This is a genomic window from Saliphagus sp. GCM10025317 (assembly GCF_042663665.1).
In the GTDB taxonomy this organism is placed as follows: domain Archaea; phylum Halobacteriota; class Halobacteria; order Halobacteriales; family Natrialbaceae; genus Natronosalvus.
Genome location: NZ_JBHTAQ010000007.1, coordinates 1,041,183 through 1,058,695, shown reverse-complemented (window position 1 = coordinate 1,058,695; position 17,513 = coordinate 1,041,183). Strand labels below are relative to the sequence as shown.

At 65.0% G+C, this 17,513-nt stretch carries 18 protein-coding genes; 7 read left to right on the top strand and 11 right to left on the bottom strand.

Annotation, left to right across the window (positions count from 1 at the left end):
* Nucleotides 1-117 precede the first annotated feature (117 nt).
* The 6 genes from mutS to ACFQS4_RS19750 all read right to left on the bottom strand — a co-directional run bounded on the left by mutS (nucleotide 118) and on the right by ACFQS4_RS19750 (nucleotide 9,083).
* Nucleotides 118-2,961 (bottom strand): DNA mismatch repair protein MutS, encoded by a 2,844-nt coding sequence (gene mutS / locus ACFQS4_RS19775; protein WP_500195770.1) that lies wholly within the window; start codon nucleotides 2,959-2,961, stop codon nucleotides 118-120.
* Nucleotides 2,962-3,610: 649 nt separating this feature from the next.
* Entirely contained in the window at nucleotides 3,611-3,952 is a 342-nt protein-coding gene (locus ACFQS4_RS19770; protein ID WP_500195767.1) for a CHY zinc finger protein, read from the bottom strand.
* 170 nt (nucleotides 3,953-4,122) lie between these two features.
* Nucleotides 4,123-4,689 (bottom strand): gas vesicle protein GvpO, halophile-type, encoded by a 567-nt coding sequence (gene gvpO / locus ACFQS4_RS19765; RefSeq protein WP_500195765.1) that lies wholly within the window; start codon nucleotides 4,687-4,689, stop codon nucleotides 4,123-4,125.
* 49 nt (nucleotides 4,690-4,738) lie between these two features.
* On the bottom strand, nucleotides 4,739-5,788 hold the full coding sequence (gene gvpN, locus ACFQS4_RS19760; protein WP_500195761.1) for a gas vesicle protein GvpN: 1,050 nt from the start codon (nucleotides 5,786-5,788) through the stop codon (nucleotides 4,739-4,741).
* Nucleotides 5,789-5,797: 9 nt separating this feature from the next.
* A complete protein-coding gene (gvpA, locus tag ACFQS4_RS19755) occupies nucleotides 5,798-6,085 on the bottom strand; it encodes a gas vesicle protein GvpA (protein WP_253437521.1) in 288 nt (95 codons plus the stop codon).
* Nucleotides 6,086-6,239: 154 nt separating this feature from the next.
* The gene (locus tag ACFQS4_RS19750) at nucleotides 6,240-9,083 is read right to left on the bottom strand and encodes an AAA domain-containing protein (protein WP_500195756.1); all 2,844 of its coding nucleotides are present in this window, start codon (nucleotides 9,081-9,083) and stop codon (nucleotides 6,240-6,242) included.
* Nucleotides 9,084-9,287: 204 nt separating this feature from the next.
* On the opposite strand from ACFQS4_RS19750, the gene ACFQS4_RS19745 reads away from it, so the two are divergent.
* Nucleotides 9,288-9,758, top strand: a complete 471-nt coding sequence (locus ACFQS4_RS19745; RefSeq protein WP_500196681.1) for an SPW repeat domain-containing protein — start codon at nucleotides 9,288-9,290, stop codon at nucleotides 9,756-9,758.
* A gap of 39 nt (nucleotides 9,759-9,797) precedes the next feature.
* On the opposite strand, the gene ACFQS4_RS19740 is transcribed toward ACFQS4_RS19745, so the two are convergent.
* A complete protein-coding gene (locus ACFQS4_RS19740; protein ID WP_500195753.1) occupies nucleotides 9,798-10,058 on the bottom strand; it encodes a hypothetical protein in 261 nt (86 codons plus the stop codon).
* A gap of 189 nt (nucleotides 10,059-10,247) precedes the next feature.
* Here ACFQS4_RS19740 and ACFQS4_RS19735 point away from each other — a divergent pair, with 189 nt between their 5' ends.
* Nucleotides 10,248-10,799: a hypothetical protein gene (locus ACFQS4_RS19735; RefSeq protein WP_500195751.1), complete on the top strand. Its 552-nt coding sequence runs from the start codon at nucleotides 10,248-10,250 to the stop codon at nucleotides 10,797-10,799.
* A 104-nt stretch (nucleotides 10,800-10,903) separates the two neighbouring features.
* On the opposite strand, the gene ACFQS4_RS19730 is transcribed toward ACFQS4_RS19735, so the two are convergent.
* The gene (locus tag ACFQS4_RS19730; RefSeq protein WP_500195749.1) at nucleotides 10,904-12,229 is read right to left on the bottom strand and encodes a dicarboxylate/amino acid:cation symporter; all 1,326 of its coding nucleotides are present in this window, start codon (nucleotides 12,227-12,229) and stop codon (nucleotides 10,904-10,906) included.
* Nucleotides 12,230-12,449: 220 nt separating this feature from the next.
* Here ACFQS4_RS19730 and ACFQS4_RS19725 point away from each other — a divergent pair, with 220 nt between their 5' ends.
* From ACFQS4_RS19725 to ACFQS4_RS19705, 5 genes are all read left to right on the top strand, one after another.
* Nucleotides 12,450-13,109 (top strand): GNAT family N-acetyltransferase, encoded by a 660-nt coding sequence (locus ACFQS4_RS19725; RefSeq protein ID WP_500195746.1) that lies wholly within the window; start codon nucleotides 12,450-12,452, stop codon nucleotides 13,107-13,109.
* Between the two features lie 154 nt (nucleotides 13,110-13,263).
* Complete coding sequence (locus tag ACFQS4_RS19720) at nucleotides 13,264-13,488, top strand: hypothetical protein (protein WP_500195744.1); 225 nt, start codon at nucleotides 13,264-13,266, stop codon at nucleotides 13,486-13,488.
* 189 nt (nucleotides 13,489-13,677) lie between these two features.
* The gene (ribH, locus tag ACFQS4_RS19715) at nucleotides 13,678-14,100 is read left to right on the top strand and encodes a 6,7-dimethyl-8-ribityllumazine synthase (RefSeq protein ID WP_500195742.1); all 423 of its coding nucleotides are present in this window, start codon (nucleotides 13,678-13,680) and stop codon (nucleotides 14,098-14,100) included.
* 36 nt (nucleotides 14,101-14,136) lie between these two features.
* The gene (locus tag ACFQS4_RS19710; RefSeq protein WP_500195739.1) at nucleotides 14,137-15,285 is read left to right on the top strand and encodes a pyridoxal phosphate-dependent aminotransferase; all 1,149 of its coding nucleotides are present in this window, start codon (nucleotides 14,137-14,139) and stop codon (nucleotides 15,283-15,285) included.
* A gap of 78 nt (nucleotides 15,286-15,363) precedes the next feature.
* Entirely contained in the window at nucleotides 15,364-16,248 is an 885-nt protein-coding gene (locus ACFQS4_RS19705; protein ID WP_500195736.1) for a sensor histidine kinase, read from the top strand.
* 108 nt (nucleotides 16,249-16,356) lie between these two features.
* Here the strand turns inward: ACFQS4_RS19705 and ACFQS4_RS19700 are convergent, their stop codons facing one another.
* The 3 genes from ACFQS4_RS19700 to ACFQS4_RS19690 are packed head-to-tail and all read right to left on the bottom strand — an operon-like array spanning nucleotide 16,357 to nucleotide 17,467.
* Complete coding sequence (locus tag ACFQS4_RS19700; RefSeq protein WP_500195733.1) at nucleotides 16,357-16,848, bottom strand: FAD synthase family protein; 492 nt, start codon at nucleotides 16,846-16,848, stop codon at nucleotides 16,357-16,359.
* Nucleotides 16,845-16,973 carry a hypothetical protein gene (locus tag ACFQS4_RS19695; protein WP_500195731.1) on the bottom strand — a complete coding sequence of 43 codons (129 nt, stop codon included), beginning with the start codon at nucleotides 16,971-16,973 and terminating at the stop codon, nucleotides 16,845-16,847. The genes ACFQS4_RS19700 and ACFQS4_RS19695 overlap by 4 nt, the downstream gene beginning before the upstream one ends.
* The gene (locus ACFQS4_RS19690; RefSeq protein ID WP_500195728.1) at nucleotides 16,970-17,467 is read right to left on the bottom strand and encodes a Mov34/MPN/PAD-1 family protein; all 498 of its coding nucleotides are present in this window, start codon (nucleotides 17,465-17,467) and stop codon (nucleotides 16,970-16,972) included. The genes ACFQS4_RS19695 and ACFQS4_RS19690 overlap by 4 nt, the downstream gene beginning before the upstream one ends.
* Between the last annotated feature and the right edge of the window lie 46 nt (nucleotides 17,468-17,513).

Genomic DNA, 17,513 nt, shown 5'->3' with positions numbered 1-17,513 from the left:
GGGAGACGATCTAACGACTCTTCGGGTATCGACTCGGTGATCGCGCCACTTCTCGTTTGTCGATCATCGATTGCATTTCGGTCCTCACAGTGGTACGCTTCACCGGTAGACCCCTACTCACTCCTCGAGCAACTGCTTCAACCGGTCGAGTTCGGTGAGCGCTTCGACGGGAGTCAGGTGGGCCAGGTCGAGCGCCCGGAGTTCGCTCGCGACGTCGCTGGGGTCGTCGCCGCCGTCTGAACTCACGGGCGACGTGGAAGCTGGCACGGCAGGGCTCGAGGCGGAATCTGAGGGGGCGTCGATCCGATCACCGGAATCACCGTCGCTGTCGCCGTCAACCAGCGCGCGGGCGCGCTCGACGACCGGGTCGGGAACGCCCGCCGACGTCGCCACTTCGACGCCGTACGAGCCAGCGGCCGCGCCAGGAGCGATTTCGTGGTCGAAGGTGACGTCGCCGCCCTCCTGGGTCGTCTCGAAGTGACGAGTGAACGCGCCCTTGAGGTCGTTGGCCAGTTCGGTGAGTGGATGGTGGTGGGTCGCAAAGAGCGTCATCGCCCCGATTTCGTCGTGGAGGTGTTCGGTGATCGCGCGAGCGATGGCGAGACCGTCACTCGTCGAGGTGCCCCGGCCAACCTCGTCGAGGAGGACGAGCGACCGCTCGTCGGCCTCCCGGAGGATCGTCGCGAGTTCGTCCATCTCGACCATGAACGTCGAGCGCCCGCCCGCGATGTCGTCGCTGGCGCCGACCCGGGTGAAGATTCGCTCGACCGGCGTGAGCGTCGCGCCTCGAGCGGGCACGAAGCTCCCTACCTGCGCCAGCAGGACGATCTGGGCGACCTGGCGCATGTACGTCGACTTTCCGGACATGTTGGGTCCCGTGATGATCGCCAGTCGATCCTCAGCGTCGAAGCGGGCGTCGTTGGGGACGAACGATTCCTGGGTTCGTTCGACGACGGGGTGACGGCCGGTCTCGATTTCGATGCGGGGGGCATTGCCGTCGCTGTCGCTGTCGCCGCCGTCATCGTCGTCACCGCTCCCACGCTCGAGCACCTCGGGCCGACAGTAATCGTGCTCCGCGGCGACGGTCGCCAGGGAACACAGCGCGTCGAGTGTCCCGAGGGCGTCGGCGAGCGTCTGGACGCGCTCGACCTCCGCGCCGACGTCGCGACGAACCCGACAGAACAGGTCGTACTCGCGCTGGTCGGCCCGGCTCTCGGCCCCGACGATCTCGTCCTCGCGTTCCTTCAACTCGGGCGTGACGAAGCGCTCGGAGCGCTTGAGCGTCTGTCGGCGCTGGTAGTCCTCCGGGACGGCCTCGAGGTTCGGGTTCGTCACCTCGATGTAGTAGCCGTGGACCGAGTTGTAGCCCACCTTGAGCGAGTCGACGCCCGTCCGCTCGCGCTCGCGGTCCTCGAGGGCGTCGATCCACTGCTTGCCGTCTCTGGCGGTCTCCCGGAGGGTATCGAGGCGCTCGTCGTAGCCGTCGGCGACGATGCCGCCTTCGGTGATCTCGTGGGGCGGGTCGGTGACGATCGCCCGGTCGATCAGTCGGCGGACGTCCTCGAGCGGGTCGAGCGCCTCGCGGATTCGGTCGAGGCGGGCGGCCTCGACGTCCTCGAGCGCCTCCCGGATCTCGGGGACCACGGCGAGTGTGTCGCGCAACGAGCGCAGGTCGCGAGCGTTGGCACGCTCCCGGGAGATGCGTCCGATGAGGCGCTCGAGGTCGTACACGCCCGTCAGCGCGCCCTGGATCGCCTCTCGGGTGCGGGGGTCTCGGGAGAGTTCCTCGACGGCGTCGAGACGGTCGTCGATTCGCTCGGCCTCGAGCAGCGGTCGCCGGAGCCAGTCCCTGAGTTTGCGACCGCCGAGGGCGCTCGCCGTCTGGTCAAGGACGCCGACGAGGGTTGCCTCTTCGCGGCCGTGAACGCCTCGCGGTTCGAAGAGTTCGAGGCTTCGGACGGCGACGGCGTCGAGTAGCAGGTATTCGCGGGGGTCGTACCGGCGGAGTCGCGAGAGGTACTCGAGGCGTGGGCGGTCTGGTTCGTCGTCTCCGTCTCCGTCGCCGTCTTCGTCTTCGTGGTACCTCTCGTCCGTTTCGCCGTCGTGCGACCCGTCGGAACCGTCCTCGTCCACGGCTCCCTCGACGCCTCCGCGAACGTACTCTGCGTAGGCGAGCACGGCGCCGCAGGCGCGAACCTCCGCATCGCTCGCGACGAGCGCCTCCGCTCGAGCGACGTACGTTTCGAGGAGGTCCGTGGCGCGCTCGAGGTCGAACGCCTCGGGGTCGAACGGCGTAACCATACACCGCTCCGGGAGGATATCGTCGGGAGCGTTCGGGCCGAGGACCGCCTCGGCGGGGGTGAATCGGCTGATCTCGTCGGCGATTCGTTCGGGGCTGCTGGCGCTAGTCGTCAGGAAGTCGCCGGTCGAGACGTCGAGGAGGGCGAGGGCGACGTCTGCGTCCGGGTTCGCGTTCGTGTCTGGGCTGGTGTCCACGTCCGCGTTCGCACCCTCGGAACCGTCGCCTACGGCCACCGCCGCCACGAAGTTGTTGTCGTCGCTCGAGAGCAGTTCGTCCTCCGTGAGCGTCCCAGGCGTGATCACTCGCGTCACCGCCCGTTCGACGACGCCCGCCGACTCACCCGGTTCCTCGACCTGATCGGCGATGGCGACCCGGTACCCGGCCTCGAGCAGGTCCTCGACGTAGGTAGCGGCGTTGTCGACCGGAATCCCGGTCATCGGGTACTCGCCGGTCGAGTCCTCACGGCTGGTGAGGGTGAGCTCGAGCAGCCGCGCAGTCGTCTCGGCGGCGCCACCGAAGGTCTCGTAGAAGTCACCGACCTGGAAGAGGACGATGGCGTCGTCGTACCGGGCACAGAGGTCGTGGTACTGGGCCATCATCGGCGTGAGTTCCGCGCGCCGCTCGGACATCGATTCGGGGGGACCAAGCGCGGAGTCCATACTCGATAGCGGCGCCCGCACGCAAAAATACCTGCTGGGTTGGCTCCAAATTGGTACCGGTCGCTAAAACGCCAGAGGAGACGTACCGGCAGTCTATTTAATGATCCTAGAACTTCCTTCGAAAAGATGCGGCCTAATTACGAAGAATAACCAATAGTATTAAATTCAAACCCAAAGTGTTGGTACTATGAACAGGCGACGTTTTCTTACTGGTATCGCAGTATCCGGGTCGGCCTGCGGTGCATCGGGATGCCTCGAATTCACCAAGTCTGAAATTCCCGTAGCGATTGGAGTGATTAATAACAGAGTGGAAATGCAAACCGTCGAAATTGAAATAACACGAAATGACGCCACGGTTTTCGAACAGACCACAGAGGTCAATCCCTCGAGTGGAGATACTGACGATGGGAATTCATACTGGCCGGTTGCGATTATTCACGAGTTAGTCAAAGAAGAAGTCGAGTATCAACTATCGGTCGATACGAACAGTGGGGACTCGACGTCGACACATGTCGTAGCTGAGTGTACCAAAGACGGGAAAACCCACGGATGGACGATTCGGCTTCAATCTGGGGGTGGGCTACTAGTTCACGATGATTGTATAGACGAGGATCTATTACCCATAAGATGATTTTTGCGTTTCGGACGGTTATGAGGATTCTTCGAAGTACAAGTGGACGTGTCGTCGACAGCCCGGGTTGAACGGCGCGTCACAGTGTGGGCAGGTGTGCTCGCGCTCGAGGTACTCGGGGGCCGTCATGGTCGCCCCACAGGCGCCGCAGTAGACAGCGGGTTCGTCGAACCGGTCGCGCGGCCACGGGACCGCCTCGTGGTCCGTCACGGCCTCGTGACACCGGTAGCACGCGAAGAAGTTCTCACAACAGCCAAACCGGAGGGCGACGACGTCGCGGTCGCTCCGGTAGTGGGCGCAACGGGTTTGGTCGTCGAGGTCGACGCCCTGAACGGGCACGTCGCGATCGGAGTCGCTCACGCTCGAGACGTCGAGTTCTGGAAAGGAGAGTGTTGCGTCGGCGGGGTTTCGAGGGGATCGACAGTTGCAGGACTCGAGGCTGCTGACCGGGTTCGAGGCTACCAGCAGGACACGACGGTATCGGCAGGACTCGAGGCTACGGCAGGACACCAGACTCGTGGGGCGTCCGCTCAGTCGAACGCGACCGTGTCGCCGCGACGGAACCGGTCGAGGCGCTGGTAGCCCTGGATCGCGCCATCCGAATCGAGGGTGAGTTCGTACCGCCCCAGGATGTCCTGGGTGTCGGGTACTGCTCGCCGTTCGACCACGTCGACGACAGCCACCCAGCCCTCGTCGGTCGGCGAGATCTCGCTGATCGTGTCGAGGGGGTGGCCGATGATCGAATCGGCAGCGCGCTCGATCCGTCGTCGGATCGCGAGGAATCCCTCGAGTTGGTCGTCGTCCGTTTCGGCCTCGAGGTCGACGTCGTCGGTGTCGACCGCCTCCGGATCAGTGGCTTCCTGTTGGTTCATCTGTGAGTCCTCGCTGGTATCGCCGGTTTCGTCGGTTTCCTCCGCAGTCGATCCCTCCGCAGCCGATTCGTCGGCGTTCTCGCTCGCCTCCTCCTCGTCGACCGTCTCGTCGTCCGGCCCGTGCTGGTGGCAGAACCCATCCTCCCGGGCGGGTCGCGAGCACCGCTCTCCGGAGGACGTGATCGCCTTACACTGGTCGGTTGACGCGGATTCTGCTTCGGCCATAGGTTTTCTTCGTCGTCGAGCGAGTTAGTGGTTGGTGTCAGTCTCGTCGTCAAATGACGTCCGCAACGCGGTCCTCGAGGGTGGCGACGTCCGACCCGTCCTCGCGACCGGCGAACTTCGGCGCAAGGACGTCGGTGAAGACCGTCACGAGTACCTCGTCGTCGATGGCGTCGTCGTTCCCGGAACCGAAGACCGCGAGTCCCTTCGCCGCCGTGATGGCGACGCGGGTCCCGACGACGACGTCGAGTTCCTCACGAAGCGCGCGCGTCGCGTCGACGACCCGCTCGATCTGGTCGTCCGGCAGGTCGACGTGCGCGGCGACGATCTCACGCTCGGTCTCGGCGTCGTAGTAGTCGACGTGGACGCCAACCATTCGATCCAGGAGGGCGTCCTGCGGTTCGTGGACGCCCGCGTACTCGGCCGTATTCGAGGTGAGGATCGCCCGGAACTCCGGGTGGACGTCGATCTTCCGGTCGTCGCCGCGTTTTCCCGGCCGCTCGAGGACGCCCTCCTCGAAGACCGACAACAGGACGTTGTGGGCGAGCGGGTCGCTCCGGGAGAACTCGTTGTAGACGAGCGTCGCGCCCTCGCGGGCGGCGACCGAGAGCGGGTTGTCGACCCAGCGCTCGCGCACGACCTCGGTTCGCTTGTGGACGCCGCTGACGTACTGGTCGTCCTCGACGTAGCTCTCGCCACCGGCGTGTTCGCCGACGAGGGTACCTGTGTCGACCGCCTGGTCGCCGTCGATCCAGACGACCGGACGACCGCGTTCGGCCGCCGCCGAGAGCGCCAGCGCGGTCTTCCCGCAGCCGGTCGGTCCGACGACGTGGACTGGCTGGTCGGCCTCGAGCCAGCGCCCGATGCGAGTCGTCAGGTCCTCGACGGCGTCCGTCGAGACGAACGGCTCCGGTGCTGCCGACTGGGGCGAGCGAAGGACGTCGGTGCTGGCGTCGGTTGTGCCAGTGGCGCCGCTCCCGTTACCGTTTTCCTTCGCTGCCCGACGGCGTTGCTTTTCTGCCTTCCGTCGTTCCTTGACGGATCGGTCGCTCCTGATCTTCCGTCCGCGAACCTTTCGCTTGCGTCCGGAGTCCGAGCCCATTCGTGGTGATCACTCGGCCGCCGATTGCGGCGACGATTCGGGACGCTGCTCGATCTCGAGTTCCTCGAGGTCCTCGAGATCGCCTTCGGAACTCGCCCGTTCTATCTTCGATATTTCCTCCGCATAGTGGAGGAACGTGTCGACCGAGGCGACGACCACGCGGGCCTCGACGGTCAGGAGTTCGATCCCGACGACCGAGACGCGAGCCCAGATGTCGATGACGACACCCTTGTCGAGGATTCGGTCGAGTACTTCGGCGAGACTTGAGGAGTCGGGTCTGCGTTGTGGTGCTGCCATACACCCGGACTATGGACGGGAACTGGGTTCACGGCTTGCACTGCAACTGCAAGCCTATTCTTCGAACTCGATACGCGTCTCTCCGTCCGTGGGTTCGGGCCGAATCGTCGCGACCGATGACCGGTGAATCGTCTGCATATCGACCCCCTCTCGCTCACTGTGCCCACTCGAGCAACCGTGCGTAGACTGGATCGGACTCGAGCGCGGTCGGATCGCCGACCAGCACGAGCGCCCGTTTGGGCCGCGTCAGTGCGACGTTGATCCGCCGATAGTCCTCGAAGATCGGCCCCTCGAGGTCGCCGGTCGCCGTAAACGAGATGACGATCACCTCCTCGCTCGAGCCCTGGAATCGATCGACGGTGTCGACAGTGACGTCGGCGGGGACCGCGTTCGAGATGGTCGCGACCTGCGCCCGGAAGGGGGCGATGACGCCGATCTGGCTCCGGTCGAGTCCCGCTCGCTCGTACGTCTCGATCAACTCGGCGATTCGTTCGGCTTCGACGGCGTCCGTGTATTGCTCGCCGTCACCCTCGACCGGGACGAACGCGACGGGGTCGCGGAGGGATTCGGGGAGAGCGTCGCGGGAGACGCCCTCGAGGTCGTCGAGCGTCCGGCCGGCCACCTCGGGCGTCGCCGGACGCAGTTCCCCGTCGTAGAACTCCCGCGAGGCGAACGACTGGATGCGCTGGTTCATCCGGTACTGGCGGTCGAGCATCACGCCGGCGTCGAGGTGGAGGTCGACGAGGCGCTCGAACAGCGAGGTCGAGAGGTCGTTCTCCGCACGCACGACCGGCGGGAGTTGCTCGTGATCGCCGATCAGCACGAACCGGTCGGCGAGTTCGATGGCAGCGTACGTCCCCGGTTCGGTGAGCTGGGCCGCTTCGTCGACCAGCGCCACGTCGAACGACTGCTCGGCCATCACTCGAGAACCGCACGAGGCCGTCGTCGCCGCGACCACTCGGGCGCTCTGGAGTTCCTCGAGCCGTTCCTCGGGGTCGCCCGACCACTCGAGGCGATAGCGCTGCATGTCCTCACGGACGCCACTCTCGCTGCCGATCCGGACGACGGCGTTGGGGTCGATGCCCGCCTCGTCGAACGACTCGAGCACGGCCTCGAGCGCGTTGTCCACGGCGCGGTTGGTGAACGCCGACAGGAGGACGCGCTCGCCGCGCTCGACCATCTCGGTAATCGCGCGAGCGATGGTGTAGGTCTTCCCGGTCCCCGGCGGACCGTGGATCAGCGCACAGTCCCGGGCGCCGACGGCCTTTCGCACCGCCTCGTCCTGTGCGGTGTTGTTGTCGACGAACGTCTCCTCGAGGTCGTCGAACTCCGGCTGGACGCGACCGAAGAGGATGTCCTTTCGCCGCTGGTCGCCCTTCAGCAGGGCGTCGTGCAGGGCCGTCAGCAGTCGATCGGTCGTGAGTTCGGAGGGGTAGATGTCCAGCCGAGTCACCTCGACGGGTTCGTCGGCGGTCAGGACGACCTCCTCGTCCAGCCGTTCGATGCGGGCGAGTTCGGCCTCCCCGCGAACGGGGTGGCCGTCACTCGCGAGCACCAGGTCGCCCTCGCGGATCTTCGAGGTCGCCGGGGAGCGCTGGCGTGCGCGCAACTCCCAGCGCCCGCCCTCGAGTTCACGCATGCCGTCGAACTCGAGGTCGATGATCGCCCGGTCGTCGTCGGCGCGTTCCTCGGCGGTCTGTTCCCAGAGCTTGGCGTACTCCCGGTGAACCTCGCGGCGTTCCTCCTCGATGGCGCGGTAAAAGCGATCGAAGTGCTCGAGTTCCTCGTCGGGGAGCGCCTGGCTGATGGACCCGGCCTTGGACTCCTGGTCCAGGCGCCCGGAGACGACCATGCAGGTGTCGCGCTCGAAGCAGTACTCGCACTTCGCGTCCGCTTCCTTTCCGGTTGGGATCGACCCCGACATCTCCATTGCTGCGATCTCGTTTCGCAGGCGGACGACGTACTTCAGCAGCCCGTGCCCCATCGAGAAGTCCTTCGCGGGCGTGAGGTCGCCGGTCTCCTCGTCGCGCTCGAGCGCGGAGTTTTTGGTGTAGAGCAGGGTTCCGGTATCGACGGGGTCGCCGTGTTCCTCGAGCAGGAGCGCGTAGCAGGCCGCCTGGACTTTGTCCTTGAACCGGGGTTCCTTCCGGAGGTTTTTTCCGGTCTTGAGTTCGACGGGCGCCCCGCGGCGGATGGCGTCGGCCCGCCCGCGGATGCCGAAGGTTTCGCTGATAAGCAACTGCTCGGAGCGCCACTCGTTTGCTTCGGGGGCGAACGATTGAGACGAGCTGTCGGCAGCGGTCGCCCCATCTTCAGCGGCAGTGGTCGCCCCGTCTTCGGTGGAAGTGGCCGCCCCATCCCCACCCGTAAGCCGACCCTGTTCGAGCCATCCCTCGATGGCCGCGGCGTTCTTCCGGACGTCCTCCTCGACTGTTGCGGGCGACTCGCCGAGCAAACCCAACTCGAGGCCGCGGTCGTCGATCCGTTCGTCGATCGCGGCCTCGAGGTCGCGACCCCGGAGCAGATCGCCGAACACCTCGTGAACGATGGTCCCCCTGACCACCGGGTAGTTGAGCGGGACGCCCGAGAGCTTGTTCAGGTAGTACAGGCGAGGACACTCGACCCAGTTTCGAATGGCCGTGACGTTCACGAGAAAGCTCGGTTCGACGACGACGTAGGACTCCTTCGTCGTCGAGTACTGCGTCTCACCCTGGTACTCGCCCTCCTCGGCGTTCGTGACCAGCAGTTCCATTCCCGGCTCGAGGCGCTCGGCGGATTCGGTCCACTTGCCCCAGCAGGTGACCGTGACTGTAGTCGCAACGTCGTCCGCTTCATCTGTATCGGCCGCAATATCCGTGTCGGCTACTGCCTCCGAACCCGTCGCCTCGTCCTCGAGCGACTCCACGCGAACGGGCACCTCCGCGAGTTCGCTCTCGCCGTAACTCGTCGACACCGTTCGGATCGACACCTCGCCGGCGACGGTTCCGCGTACGTTCACGGCTATTCTGACGGACCCGGGAGGGAAAAACGCTATCGGTCGCTCTCGCGTCGCTCCCACGATCGTTTCTGGCCCGGAAACAGCGTATTACCGGAGTAGTTGCCCACAGAAGGCCGTAACGGTAGAACGGGCTTTTGTCGATCCTCGCCGACCGACGAGACCGTGAGACAGTCGAACCGACGAGCGCCCACCCCGCTCGAGATCATGGCCGATCGCCACGCCGAATCGACTGGGAGCCATCGAACCATGGAGCGTGACCCACGCGACGAGTCGACCCAGATCGCGAACGAAGAGCGGCGGAAACAGACGCCGGTTCTGAGCGCGATCATCGCCGGACTGGGGCTCTGGGTCGCGCTCTCGGGACTCCTCCTCGACGCGGGAGTGACGTCGACTGCGGTCACGAACAACCTCCTCGTCGGCCTCGTCATCGCACTTGCCGCTGGATACAACTACTATCGCGTCCGAAACGACGTCCCGCTGAGCCCAGTCGTCGCCTCTCTGGTCGCCATCCTCGGCCTCTGGCTGATCGTCGCGGCTCCCGCCCTCGGAATGGTCGGCGCGCTGTTCTGGAGTACGTTCGTCGCCGGCCTCCTCGTCGTCGGTCTCTCGGGCTGGACCGTCTACTCGGCTCGAGACGCGCGAACCGTGACCGGGGATGTGCGGTCGCGGTTCTGAGCCCAAGTCACGGTTCGAGGGGAGTTCATTCGATCCGCGTTACGGCTCGAGGGAGGCTCGTTCGACTTCGATTTCGAGTCGCCGCCGTCGATGGGTCGCCTCGAGAAAGCCAGCGGCGACAGCGGCGAACGCGCTCATGGCGACCGCGAAGCCGATAGCGGGGAGGAGCGGTCCGTCGGTGAGCACCCCGACCGCGAGCTGGGCGACCGCGAGGACCACCGGTACGACGACGACGAGCGCGGTTTCGACGGGTGCAGTTCGAAACAGTTCCGTCAACGGGAATGTATCGGTAGCGGGCATACGAAATCCGTTCTTACCGGACACCGGAACGGGGGTTTCGTAGCTCTTGTGGTTCTCGAGCGATCCCGAAACCGATCACGACACGGCGGTTCAATCCCGCGTTTGTCTGGAAACGTCGCCTTACGCGGCGGACGGGGCGCGGGTCGCCCTGACCGACACGTATTTTCTTCCTGGCGCGAATCTTCGAGTATGCGGATCCGTGACTGGCAGGACGTGCTCGAGGACGTCGTCGAACGGGACGTCGACCCCGAGGGCTGGCGCGCGGTCGCCGGCGACCGTGCTCGCGGGGTCGGTGAGGACATGTACCTCGCCCACCCCCGGGTCGGGCTGTTCGTCCTGAAGACCTATGCGAAAAACCCCTACGAGGTCAGGGGCGTTGGGAGCCGGGTCGCTCGACGGCTGGACGACGAGATTGGTTCGTACCTCCCCGATGAGGAGACGCCAAGCCGGTTCGCCGTCCAGTCCCCGCCGGAGGACGAGGATCACGCCCAGTCGGTCGCCAAACGCCTCGAGACCGTCGTCCAGACGCACGCCGACGCGCCCACGCGGCCACAGGACTTCTTCGACGACGTGATGGGCGCCCTCGAGAGCCCCGCGTTCGGGCCGATGGCCTACGACCAGTACGACCGTCCCGACGAACTCGAGGGGCTGTCCGACGAGTTCCAGGACGTCGAGAAATTGCTGGATTCGGAACTCGAGGACCTGATCGAGGAGGACGCGGTCGATCGCGGGTTCATGTAGCGAGCGCCGTCGTCATCTATCACGAGAGACGTTAGCGAGAAAACTCGAGGAGAACGGTTAACAAGATACTTGACGAATACAATCGACGAGGTCGAGCCCGTCCGTCAATCGGTCGTCACGGTCTCCTCCGGCCCCCCGTCAACAGGCGCGTCGGCCCACGCCCCGTCCGCGAGGTCGATCGCCCCGGTCCACTTGCCGACGACCGACGAGACCGCGAGGTCGCCGGTGACGTTGTTCGTCGTCGCGATCCGACCGAGGATCGGGTCAACGCCCGCGACGAAACCGACGATTTCGAGCGGCAAGCCGAGCGCGTTCAGGATGACGGTGAGCATAATGAGCCCGGCCCCGGGAACGCCGGCCGTCCCGATGCTGATCAGGATCACCGTAAAGAGGACGAGCACCTGCTCGCCCAGTCCCAGCGAGATGCCGACCATGTTAGCGGCAAAGACGGCCGTGACCGCCTGCCGGATCGCCGCGCCGTCCATGTTGATCGTCGCCCCGAGGGGCAACCCGAAGCCGTAGACCGACTCGTCGATTCGCAGGTTCTCTTCGGCGTCCGTAATCGTGACGGGCAAGGTGGCGGTTGAGGATCGGGTCGTGAACGCCATCAGCATGGCATCTTTCGCCCCATTGAGGAAGTCGAGCGGTGACTGCCCGAGAATCCCGATCGTCATCACGCCGAGGTAGGTGACGGTCATGTGGATCACGATACCCACCGCGATGACGCCCACGAGCGCGCCGAGTTGCACGATCGCACCGAGTCCCTCGGTCCCGATCGACGCAGCCATCAGCGCGAAGACGCCGACGACGCCGTACTCCAGGACGCCCCAGATGATCTTGAACAGCGCCTGCGTTCCGGCCTCGATGAACGCGAAGAAGCCGCCGATCGCCCCCTCGACGGATTCGTCGCTCGTGGCCTCGCGGACCGACGTCAGCGCGAGCCCGAAGACGATCACGAAGAAGATCGTCGCGAGGATGTCGCCCTCCACCATCGCCCCGAGCGGGTTCTCCGGGACGATCCCCAGCAGGACCTCCGTGACCGTCGGTGGCTCAGCCTCTCGAGCCTCGCCACCGGTCAACTCCACACCGGTGCCGGGGTTGAACAGGTTCGCGACCGCGAGGCCGATGACGGCCGCAACCGTCGTCGTTGCGATGTAGAGCCCGACCGTGAGTCCGCCGACCTTGCCCAGCCGAGACGGCGTCAGTTTGCGGATCCCGCCGAGCAGCGTGAAGACGATGATGGGGATGATGAGCATCTCGAGGAGACGCAAGAAGAGATCCCCCAGCGGGCTGAGAACGCCTGCTCGCTCCCCGGCGACCGCGCCGAGAGCGGTGCCGAGGACGAACGCGACGGCGATGCGGTAGATGAGTGGGACGGATCGATACGTGCTCCACAGGCGCCGGTGAATCGGCGCGCGGGTCTGGCTCATTGGCTTCGTTTCTAGCTGAGGCTATCAATCGGTGTCGCTGTCGGTGAGATTCTCCGCCACCTGTGACGGTGAACGCCACGGGAGCCTACCCCGCGGTTCACTCCGCTGCACAAAGAGTCACTCACTACTACGCGTAAAAAGCCCTTGAGCGTTACGGTGGTTTTGAACGGTACCGTCACACCTTGTACCCCTCGGATTCGACGAATACACGGATAACACGATGCACACGCTGTTTCCCACGCGTCTCGAGACGGACCGACTGATTTCCGAACGAATCAGCCACGAAACCGTCGACCCGTTTGAATTGTACGCGTTCGTGAGCCGAGATGACTGGCAAATCGATGCGACCGAACACATGCCGTGGTTCCGACTCCAGCGACTCGACCAGGTCGCCAAGTTCGTCGACCGGGCCGAACAGCAGTGGGCCGACCGCGAGCGGGCGCGGTACCTCCTTCGATCGAGCGACGAAGAGGGCGACATCGTCGGGACCACGGCCTACAAACCCGAGTGGGACGCCCGCCGTGCCGGATCGGATATCGTCCTCGCACCGGCGTACTGGGGCCGCGAGTACGGCCTCGAGCGGGCCTCGGCGTTCGTCGAACTGACGTTCGAGCGGTACGACCTCGAGGCGTTTTACACGACCTGCGCCGCCGATAACGAGCCGTCCCGACGGATGATCGAGAAGTACGTCGGGAAGTACGGTGGCCGCCACGAGGGACTGCTGCGCCAGCACTCGCCGCGGCCGGATGGGTCGGTAACTGACCAACATCGGTTCACCATCGTGCGAGAGGAGTACGAGGAAGCGACGATGAAACTCGAGACGCTCGACTTCGACATCGAGTGGGAGATGCCACCAACTCGAGGCAGTTCCGGCGAATAATATTATAGTATAACACTACAGAGTATATATTAATAGGTTACCTGCGTTCGAACGACGTTCCGTCTGACCGTGGGGCCGCGGGGCAGCGAGGCGGTGGCGGTTGCAAGCCCAACGACCTTTTGGGCGAACCGTCAACCACGAACCGGTGAAGCCTATGTCCGAAGAGACAGATCACGGCCGAGACGTCGAACTGGCCAAAGAGGATCCCGAGGCGGATGAAGACGAAGAACTCACCGAGGAGGAAAAAGAGGCCCGCCGTCGACGAGCCGAAGAGGAGCGAAAAGAGGACATCGAACACGGGTCGACCAAGCGCGAGAACGAGGCGCTCGAGCAGGAGAACCCGGACAATCACCGGGACGAACCGCCACACAACAGCTAACGGCTACCAGCATCGACGAACAGCGACGTACCACTCCGCCACCACCAACCAGGCCCGCCGCTCGAGAGAGTCAACAGCCATTTCGACGCCGCACCGTTCGGTTACGCGTCGCGAATCGCTCGAGCCATCTGCTCGCTAAAACTCGCAGATAACGGTACCTCTTTTACTCGCCCACGCCACGCCTCGAGTATGACCACGCTCGGGCTGGTGATCGCCCAGTTCAATCGCCCGATCACCGAACGGATGGAAGCCGCCGCCCTGGAAGCCGCCGAGGCCGCCGAGGCCGACGTGTACGACGTGGTGTCGGTCCCCGGCGTCTACGACGCGCCGCTGGCCGCCGACCGACTCGCCCGCCTCGAGGCCGTCGACGCCGTCGTCGTGATCGGGACGGTCATCACCGGCGACACCGACCACGACCAGGTGATCACCGACGCCGCCGCCGGCCGCCTGGCCGACGTCAGCCTCGAGCGTGATACCCCGGTGACTCTCGGCGTCACGGGTCCCGGCATGTCCGCCGCGGAGGCCCGCGAGCGCGTCGAAAATGCCGCAAAGGCCGTCGATGGAGCGCTCGCCCTCGTCGAGGAACTGCCAGCAGACGAACCAGCCGACTGACGTACAGCGAAACCCACCACAGCCAAACCCACAGCCATGACCATGGAATTCACTGACCGCGTCTCCCGAGTCGAACCGTCCGCAACCCTCACCATCTCCGCGCTCGCCACCGAACTCGAGGCCGACGGCGTCGACGTCGTCGACCTGAGCGTCGGCGAACCGGACTTCCCGACTCCCGAAAACGTCGTCCAGGCCGGCAAGGACGCGATGGACGCTGGCCACACCGGCTACACGACGCCCGCGGGCCACCTCGAGCTTCGCGAGGCTATCTCGGAGAAACTCGCCGCGGACGGCCTCGATCACGGCCCGGACGAGATTATCGTCACGCCCGGTGCGAAACAGTCGCTCTACGAGATCGTCCAATCGCTGATCCAGGCAGATGACCAAGTCGTCCTCCTCGACCCCGCCTGGGTCTCCTACGAGGCGATGGTCGAGATGGCCGGCGGCTCGCTCTCGCGAGTCGACCTCTCACCGTACGACTTCCAGCTCGAGCCAGCCCTCGACGACCTCGCCGAGGCCGTTTCGGACGATACCGACTTGCTGATCGTCAACTCGCCGTCGAACCCCACGGGCGCGGTCTACTCGGACGCGGCGCTCGAGGGCGTTCGCGACCTGGCCGTCGAGCACGACCTCACGGTCATCTCCGACGAGATCTACAAGGAGATCACCTACGGCGTCGACCCCACGAGTCTCGGAACCCTCGAGGGGATGGCCGATCGTACCATCACGGTCAACGGCTTCTCGAAGGCCTACTCGATGACTGGCTGGCGGCTGGGCTACTTCGCCGGGCCAAAAGACCTGATCGACCAGGCCGGCAAACTCCACAGCCACTCGGTGTCCTCGGCGACGAACTTCGTCCAGTACGCCGGAATCGAGGCTCTCGAGAACACCGACGATGCCGTCACCGAGATGGTCGAAGCGTTCGAGGACCGACGAGACCTGGTCGTCGACTTGCTCGAGGACCACGGCGTCGACGTGGCCGTCCCGGACGGCGCGTTCTACATGATGCTCCCCGTCGACGACGACGATCAGGCCTGGTGCGAGGGCGCCATCGAGGACGCCCACGTCGCGACCGTCCCCGGCAGCGCCTTCGGAACGCCCGGGTACGCCCGCATCTCCTACGCGGCGAGCGAGGAGCGACTCGAGGAGGGAATCGAGCGGCTGGCGGCCGAAGGCTACCTCTGATCGGCCTCGAGACGGCGCAGCCGCCACGTTTTTCAGCCACACACCTAGTTTTATTGATATTGTCTCCGTAGCGAGAATATGGCTCTCGAGAATCGTCGATCGCTGACAGCCGTACAGATCGCCGGCATCTACGCGATCGTGAGCGGGCTGTGGGTCGTGCTCACCGATCGGATCCTCGAAGCACTGTTTCCGACGATCGCGGCCATGTCCGTCGCACAGACGGCAAAAGGGCTCGTCTTCATCCTCGCCTCGACGGCCATCATTTACGCTCTCGTCGCCCGGAGTCGGCGCGAACTCGAGGAGACGAACCGCCGCCTCAATCTCGCGCTTCGACACTCGAGCGTGCTCCACCGCGTGCTCAGGCACAACCTTCGGAACACCTGCAACGTTATCCAGGGGACCGCCGAGACGCTCCACGATCGAACCGAGGACGTCGACGAATCCCTCGATATCATCGAGGACGAAGCCGAGCGGCTGGTTTCGATTGGCGACAAATCGCGGTCGCTCGAGTCGGTGATCGAAACGGGCCCACACTCTCGAACGGAAGTCGATCTGGCGGAGATCGTCGAAGAGTACGCCGAGATCTATCGCAAGCGGTACCCGTCCGCCCGGATCGAAACGGACGTCCCGGAGACCGCCCGTTTCGAGGCACACCCGAAGGTCGAACTCGCCGTCGACGAGTTGCTCGAGAACGCCATCGTCCACCACGGATCCAACGAGCCGACGGTGCGACTCGCAGTCGAACAGTCCGCGGACGGGCACGTCGCCTTCGAGATCGCCGACGACGGGGTTGGCATCCCGGCTGCCGAGCGCGAGGCACTCGAGACGGCTATCGAGGATCAACTCGTCCACGCCAGCGGCGTCGGCCTCTGGCTGGCCCAGATTCTCGTCCTCGAGTCGGGTGGGACGTTCGAGGTCGGCAGCGCCGGCGCCGGTGGGACGACCGTCCGTGCCGTGTTCTGACTACGTTTGGTCCTAGCACCCATCGGCAAGAACTCGAGCAGAGGCCCGGACTCGAGCGCTTCGGGACCTGACTCGAGCCGTTGCCCGAATCCTGTAACCTGAATCCCGCTACCCGCGGCGCCGAAGAATCCGCTCGACGATCAACCGCGTCGACAGCAGTTCGTCGTCGTACTTCGGCTCTCGCCCCGACGCACGCTCGACCGTACAGTCGATGCCGCGGGACTCGAGTTCGGCCTCGATCGCCCCGGGGTCGTGGTGCTGGTCGTGACCCAGCGCGATCACGTCGGGGTCGAGTTCCTCGATCGGCCGGAAGATGTCCTTGCGATCACCAAGGATGGCCTCGTCGACCACCTCGAGGGCAGCGACCAGTTCCCGGCGCTGTCGGGCAGCACAGATCGGCGCCTCCTTGTGGTCGACGTTCGTCGGTCGGGCGACGATGACGACGAGTTCGTCGCCCATCGCCCTGGCCTGCTCGAGGTAGTGGACGTGACCGGGGTGAAGGAGGTCGAAGGTTCCCTGCGCAACGACGAGTGTCCCGTCGGATCGATCCTCTCGTCCCCGGATTCGTGCCGTTCGGTCGGTGTCTCGCGTGTCCGTCATGGTAGTCTCTCACCGTCAGTCGCGTTGGTGCCGTCACTGCTCGTCGCGTCCGCCATGCTTGCGTTGCTCACCGTGTTTACTGTGCTCCCCGCGCTCGTATCGCTCGCTTCGATTGCGTCGCTCATCCGCGCAGCTCCTCGTCGATGTCCGCCTGCGTGAAGTCGAAAAACGACTCGCTGTCGGGTAACTCGACGTCGATGACCTCGAGGTGCGTCCGCCGTCCCTGCGAGTCGAACGCCTTCCAGTCGTTTCGCCGATAGGGAGCGCCGATGATGACGTGCACGCTGCCCCGGCCGAACGTCTCGAGGTCGGCCTGGCTCGGCCGGATCACACCGTTCGGGTGGGAGTGAACGCTGCCGAGGGCCTTCACGTCGTTCGGAATCGAACTGGTCTGAACGGTCGCGCTCACGCTGTTGGACTCGGTTCCGGGGATGATCAGCACGTCGGTGATGACCAGTCCCTCCTGGTCGAGTCCCAGTTCCGTGGCCTCGGTCCCCCGGAGAAACCCCATGTACTCGTCGGGGTGGGCAGCCTCGGAGGACTCGAGGGCGAACTCGAGGGTTTCCTCGGCGATACCGAGAATCTCGCTCGAGCGAAAGAGCGCGTCCAGCAGACCCATGCCCCTACGTCCGGCCCTGACATTGCTAAACGTTCCGGAAGCCGAT

What these genes read in the sequence shown, in the direction of transcription:
- ACFQS4_RS19690 (WP_500195728.1), bottom strand. Translation starts at nt 17,467, where the DNA reads ATGGGTCTGCTGGACGCGCTCTTTCGCTCGAGCGAGATTCTCGGTATC.
- gvpA (WP_253437521.1), bottom strand. Translation starts at nt 6,085, where the DNA reads ATGGCAGCACCACAACGCAGACCCGACTCCTCAAGTCTCGCCGAAGTA.
- ACFQS4_RS19730 (WP_500195749.1), bottom strand. Translation starts at nt 12,229, where the DNA reads ATGAGCCAGACCCGCGCGCCGATTCACCGGCGCCTGTGGAGCACGTAT.
- gvpN (WP_500195761.1), bottom strand. Translation starts at nt 5,788, where the DNA reads ATGGGCTCGGACTCCGGACGCAAGCGAAAGGTTCGCGGACGGAAGATC.
- ACFQS4_RS19745 (WP_500196681.1), top strand. Translation starts at nt 9,288, where the DNA reads ATGGCCGATCGCCACGCCGAATCGACTGGGAGCCATCGAACCATGGAG.
- ACFQS4_RS19710 (WP_500195739.1), top strand. Translation starts at nt 14,137, where the DNA reads ATGACCATGGAATTCACTGACCGCGTCTCCCGAGTCGAACCGTCCGCA.
- ACFQS4_RS19725 (WP_500195746.1), top strand. Translation starts at nt 12,450, where the DNA reads ATGCACACGCTGTTTCCCACGCGTCTCGAGACGGACCGACTGATTTCC.
- ACFQS4_RS19695 (WP_500195731.1), bottom strand. Translation starts at nt 16,973, where the DNA reads ATGAGCGACGCAATCGAAGCGAGCGATACGAGCGCGGGGAGCACAGTA.
- ACFQS4_RS19700 (WP_500195733.1), bottom strand. Translation starts at nt 16,848, where the DNA reads ATGACGGACACGCGAGACACCGACCGAACGGCACGAATCCGGGGACGA.
- ACFQS4_RS19740 (WP_500195753.1), bottom strand. Translation starts at nt 10,058, where the DNA reads ATGCCCGCTACCGATACATTCCCGTTGACGGAACTGTTTCGAACTGCA.
- gvpO (WP_500195765.1), bottom strand. Translation starts at nt 4,689, where the DNA reads ATGGCCGAAGCAGAATCCGCGTCAACCGACCAGTGTAAGGCGATCACG.
- ACFQS4_RS19705 (WP_500195736.1), top strand. Translation starts at nt 15,364, where the DNA reads ATGGCTCTCGAGAATCGTCGATCGCTGACAGCCGTACAGATCGCCGGC.
- ACFQS4_RS19735 (WP_500195751.1), top strand. Translation starts at nt 10,248, where the DNA reads ATGCGGATCCGTGACTGGCAGGACGTGCTCGAGGACGTCGTCGAACGG.
- ACFQS4_RS19720 (WP_500195744.1), top strand. Translation starts at nt 13,264, where the DNA reads ATGTCCGAAGAGACAGATCACGGCCGAGACGTCGAACTGGCCAAAGAG.
- ribH (WP_500195742.1), top strand. Translation starts at nt 13,678, where the DNA reads ATGACCACGCTCGGGCTGGTGATCGCCCAGTTCAATCGCCCGATCACC.
- mutS (WP_500195770.1), bottom strand. Translation starts at nt 2,961, where the DNA reads ATGGACTCCGCGCTTGGTCCCCCCGAATCGATGTCCGAGCGGCGCGCG.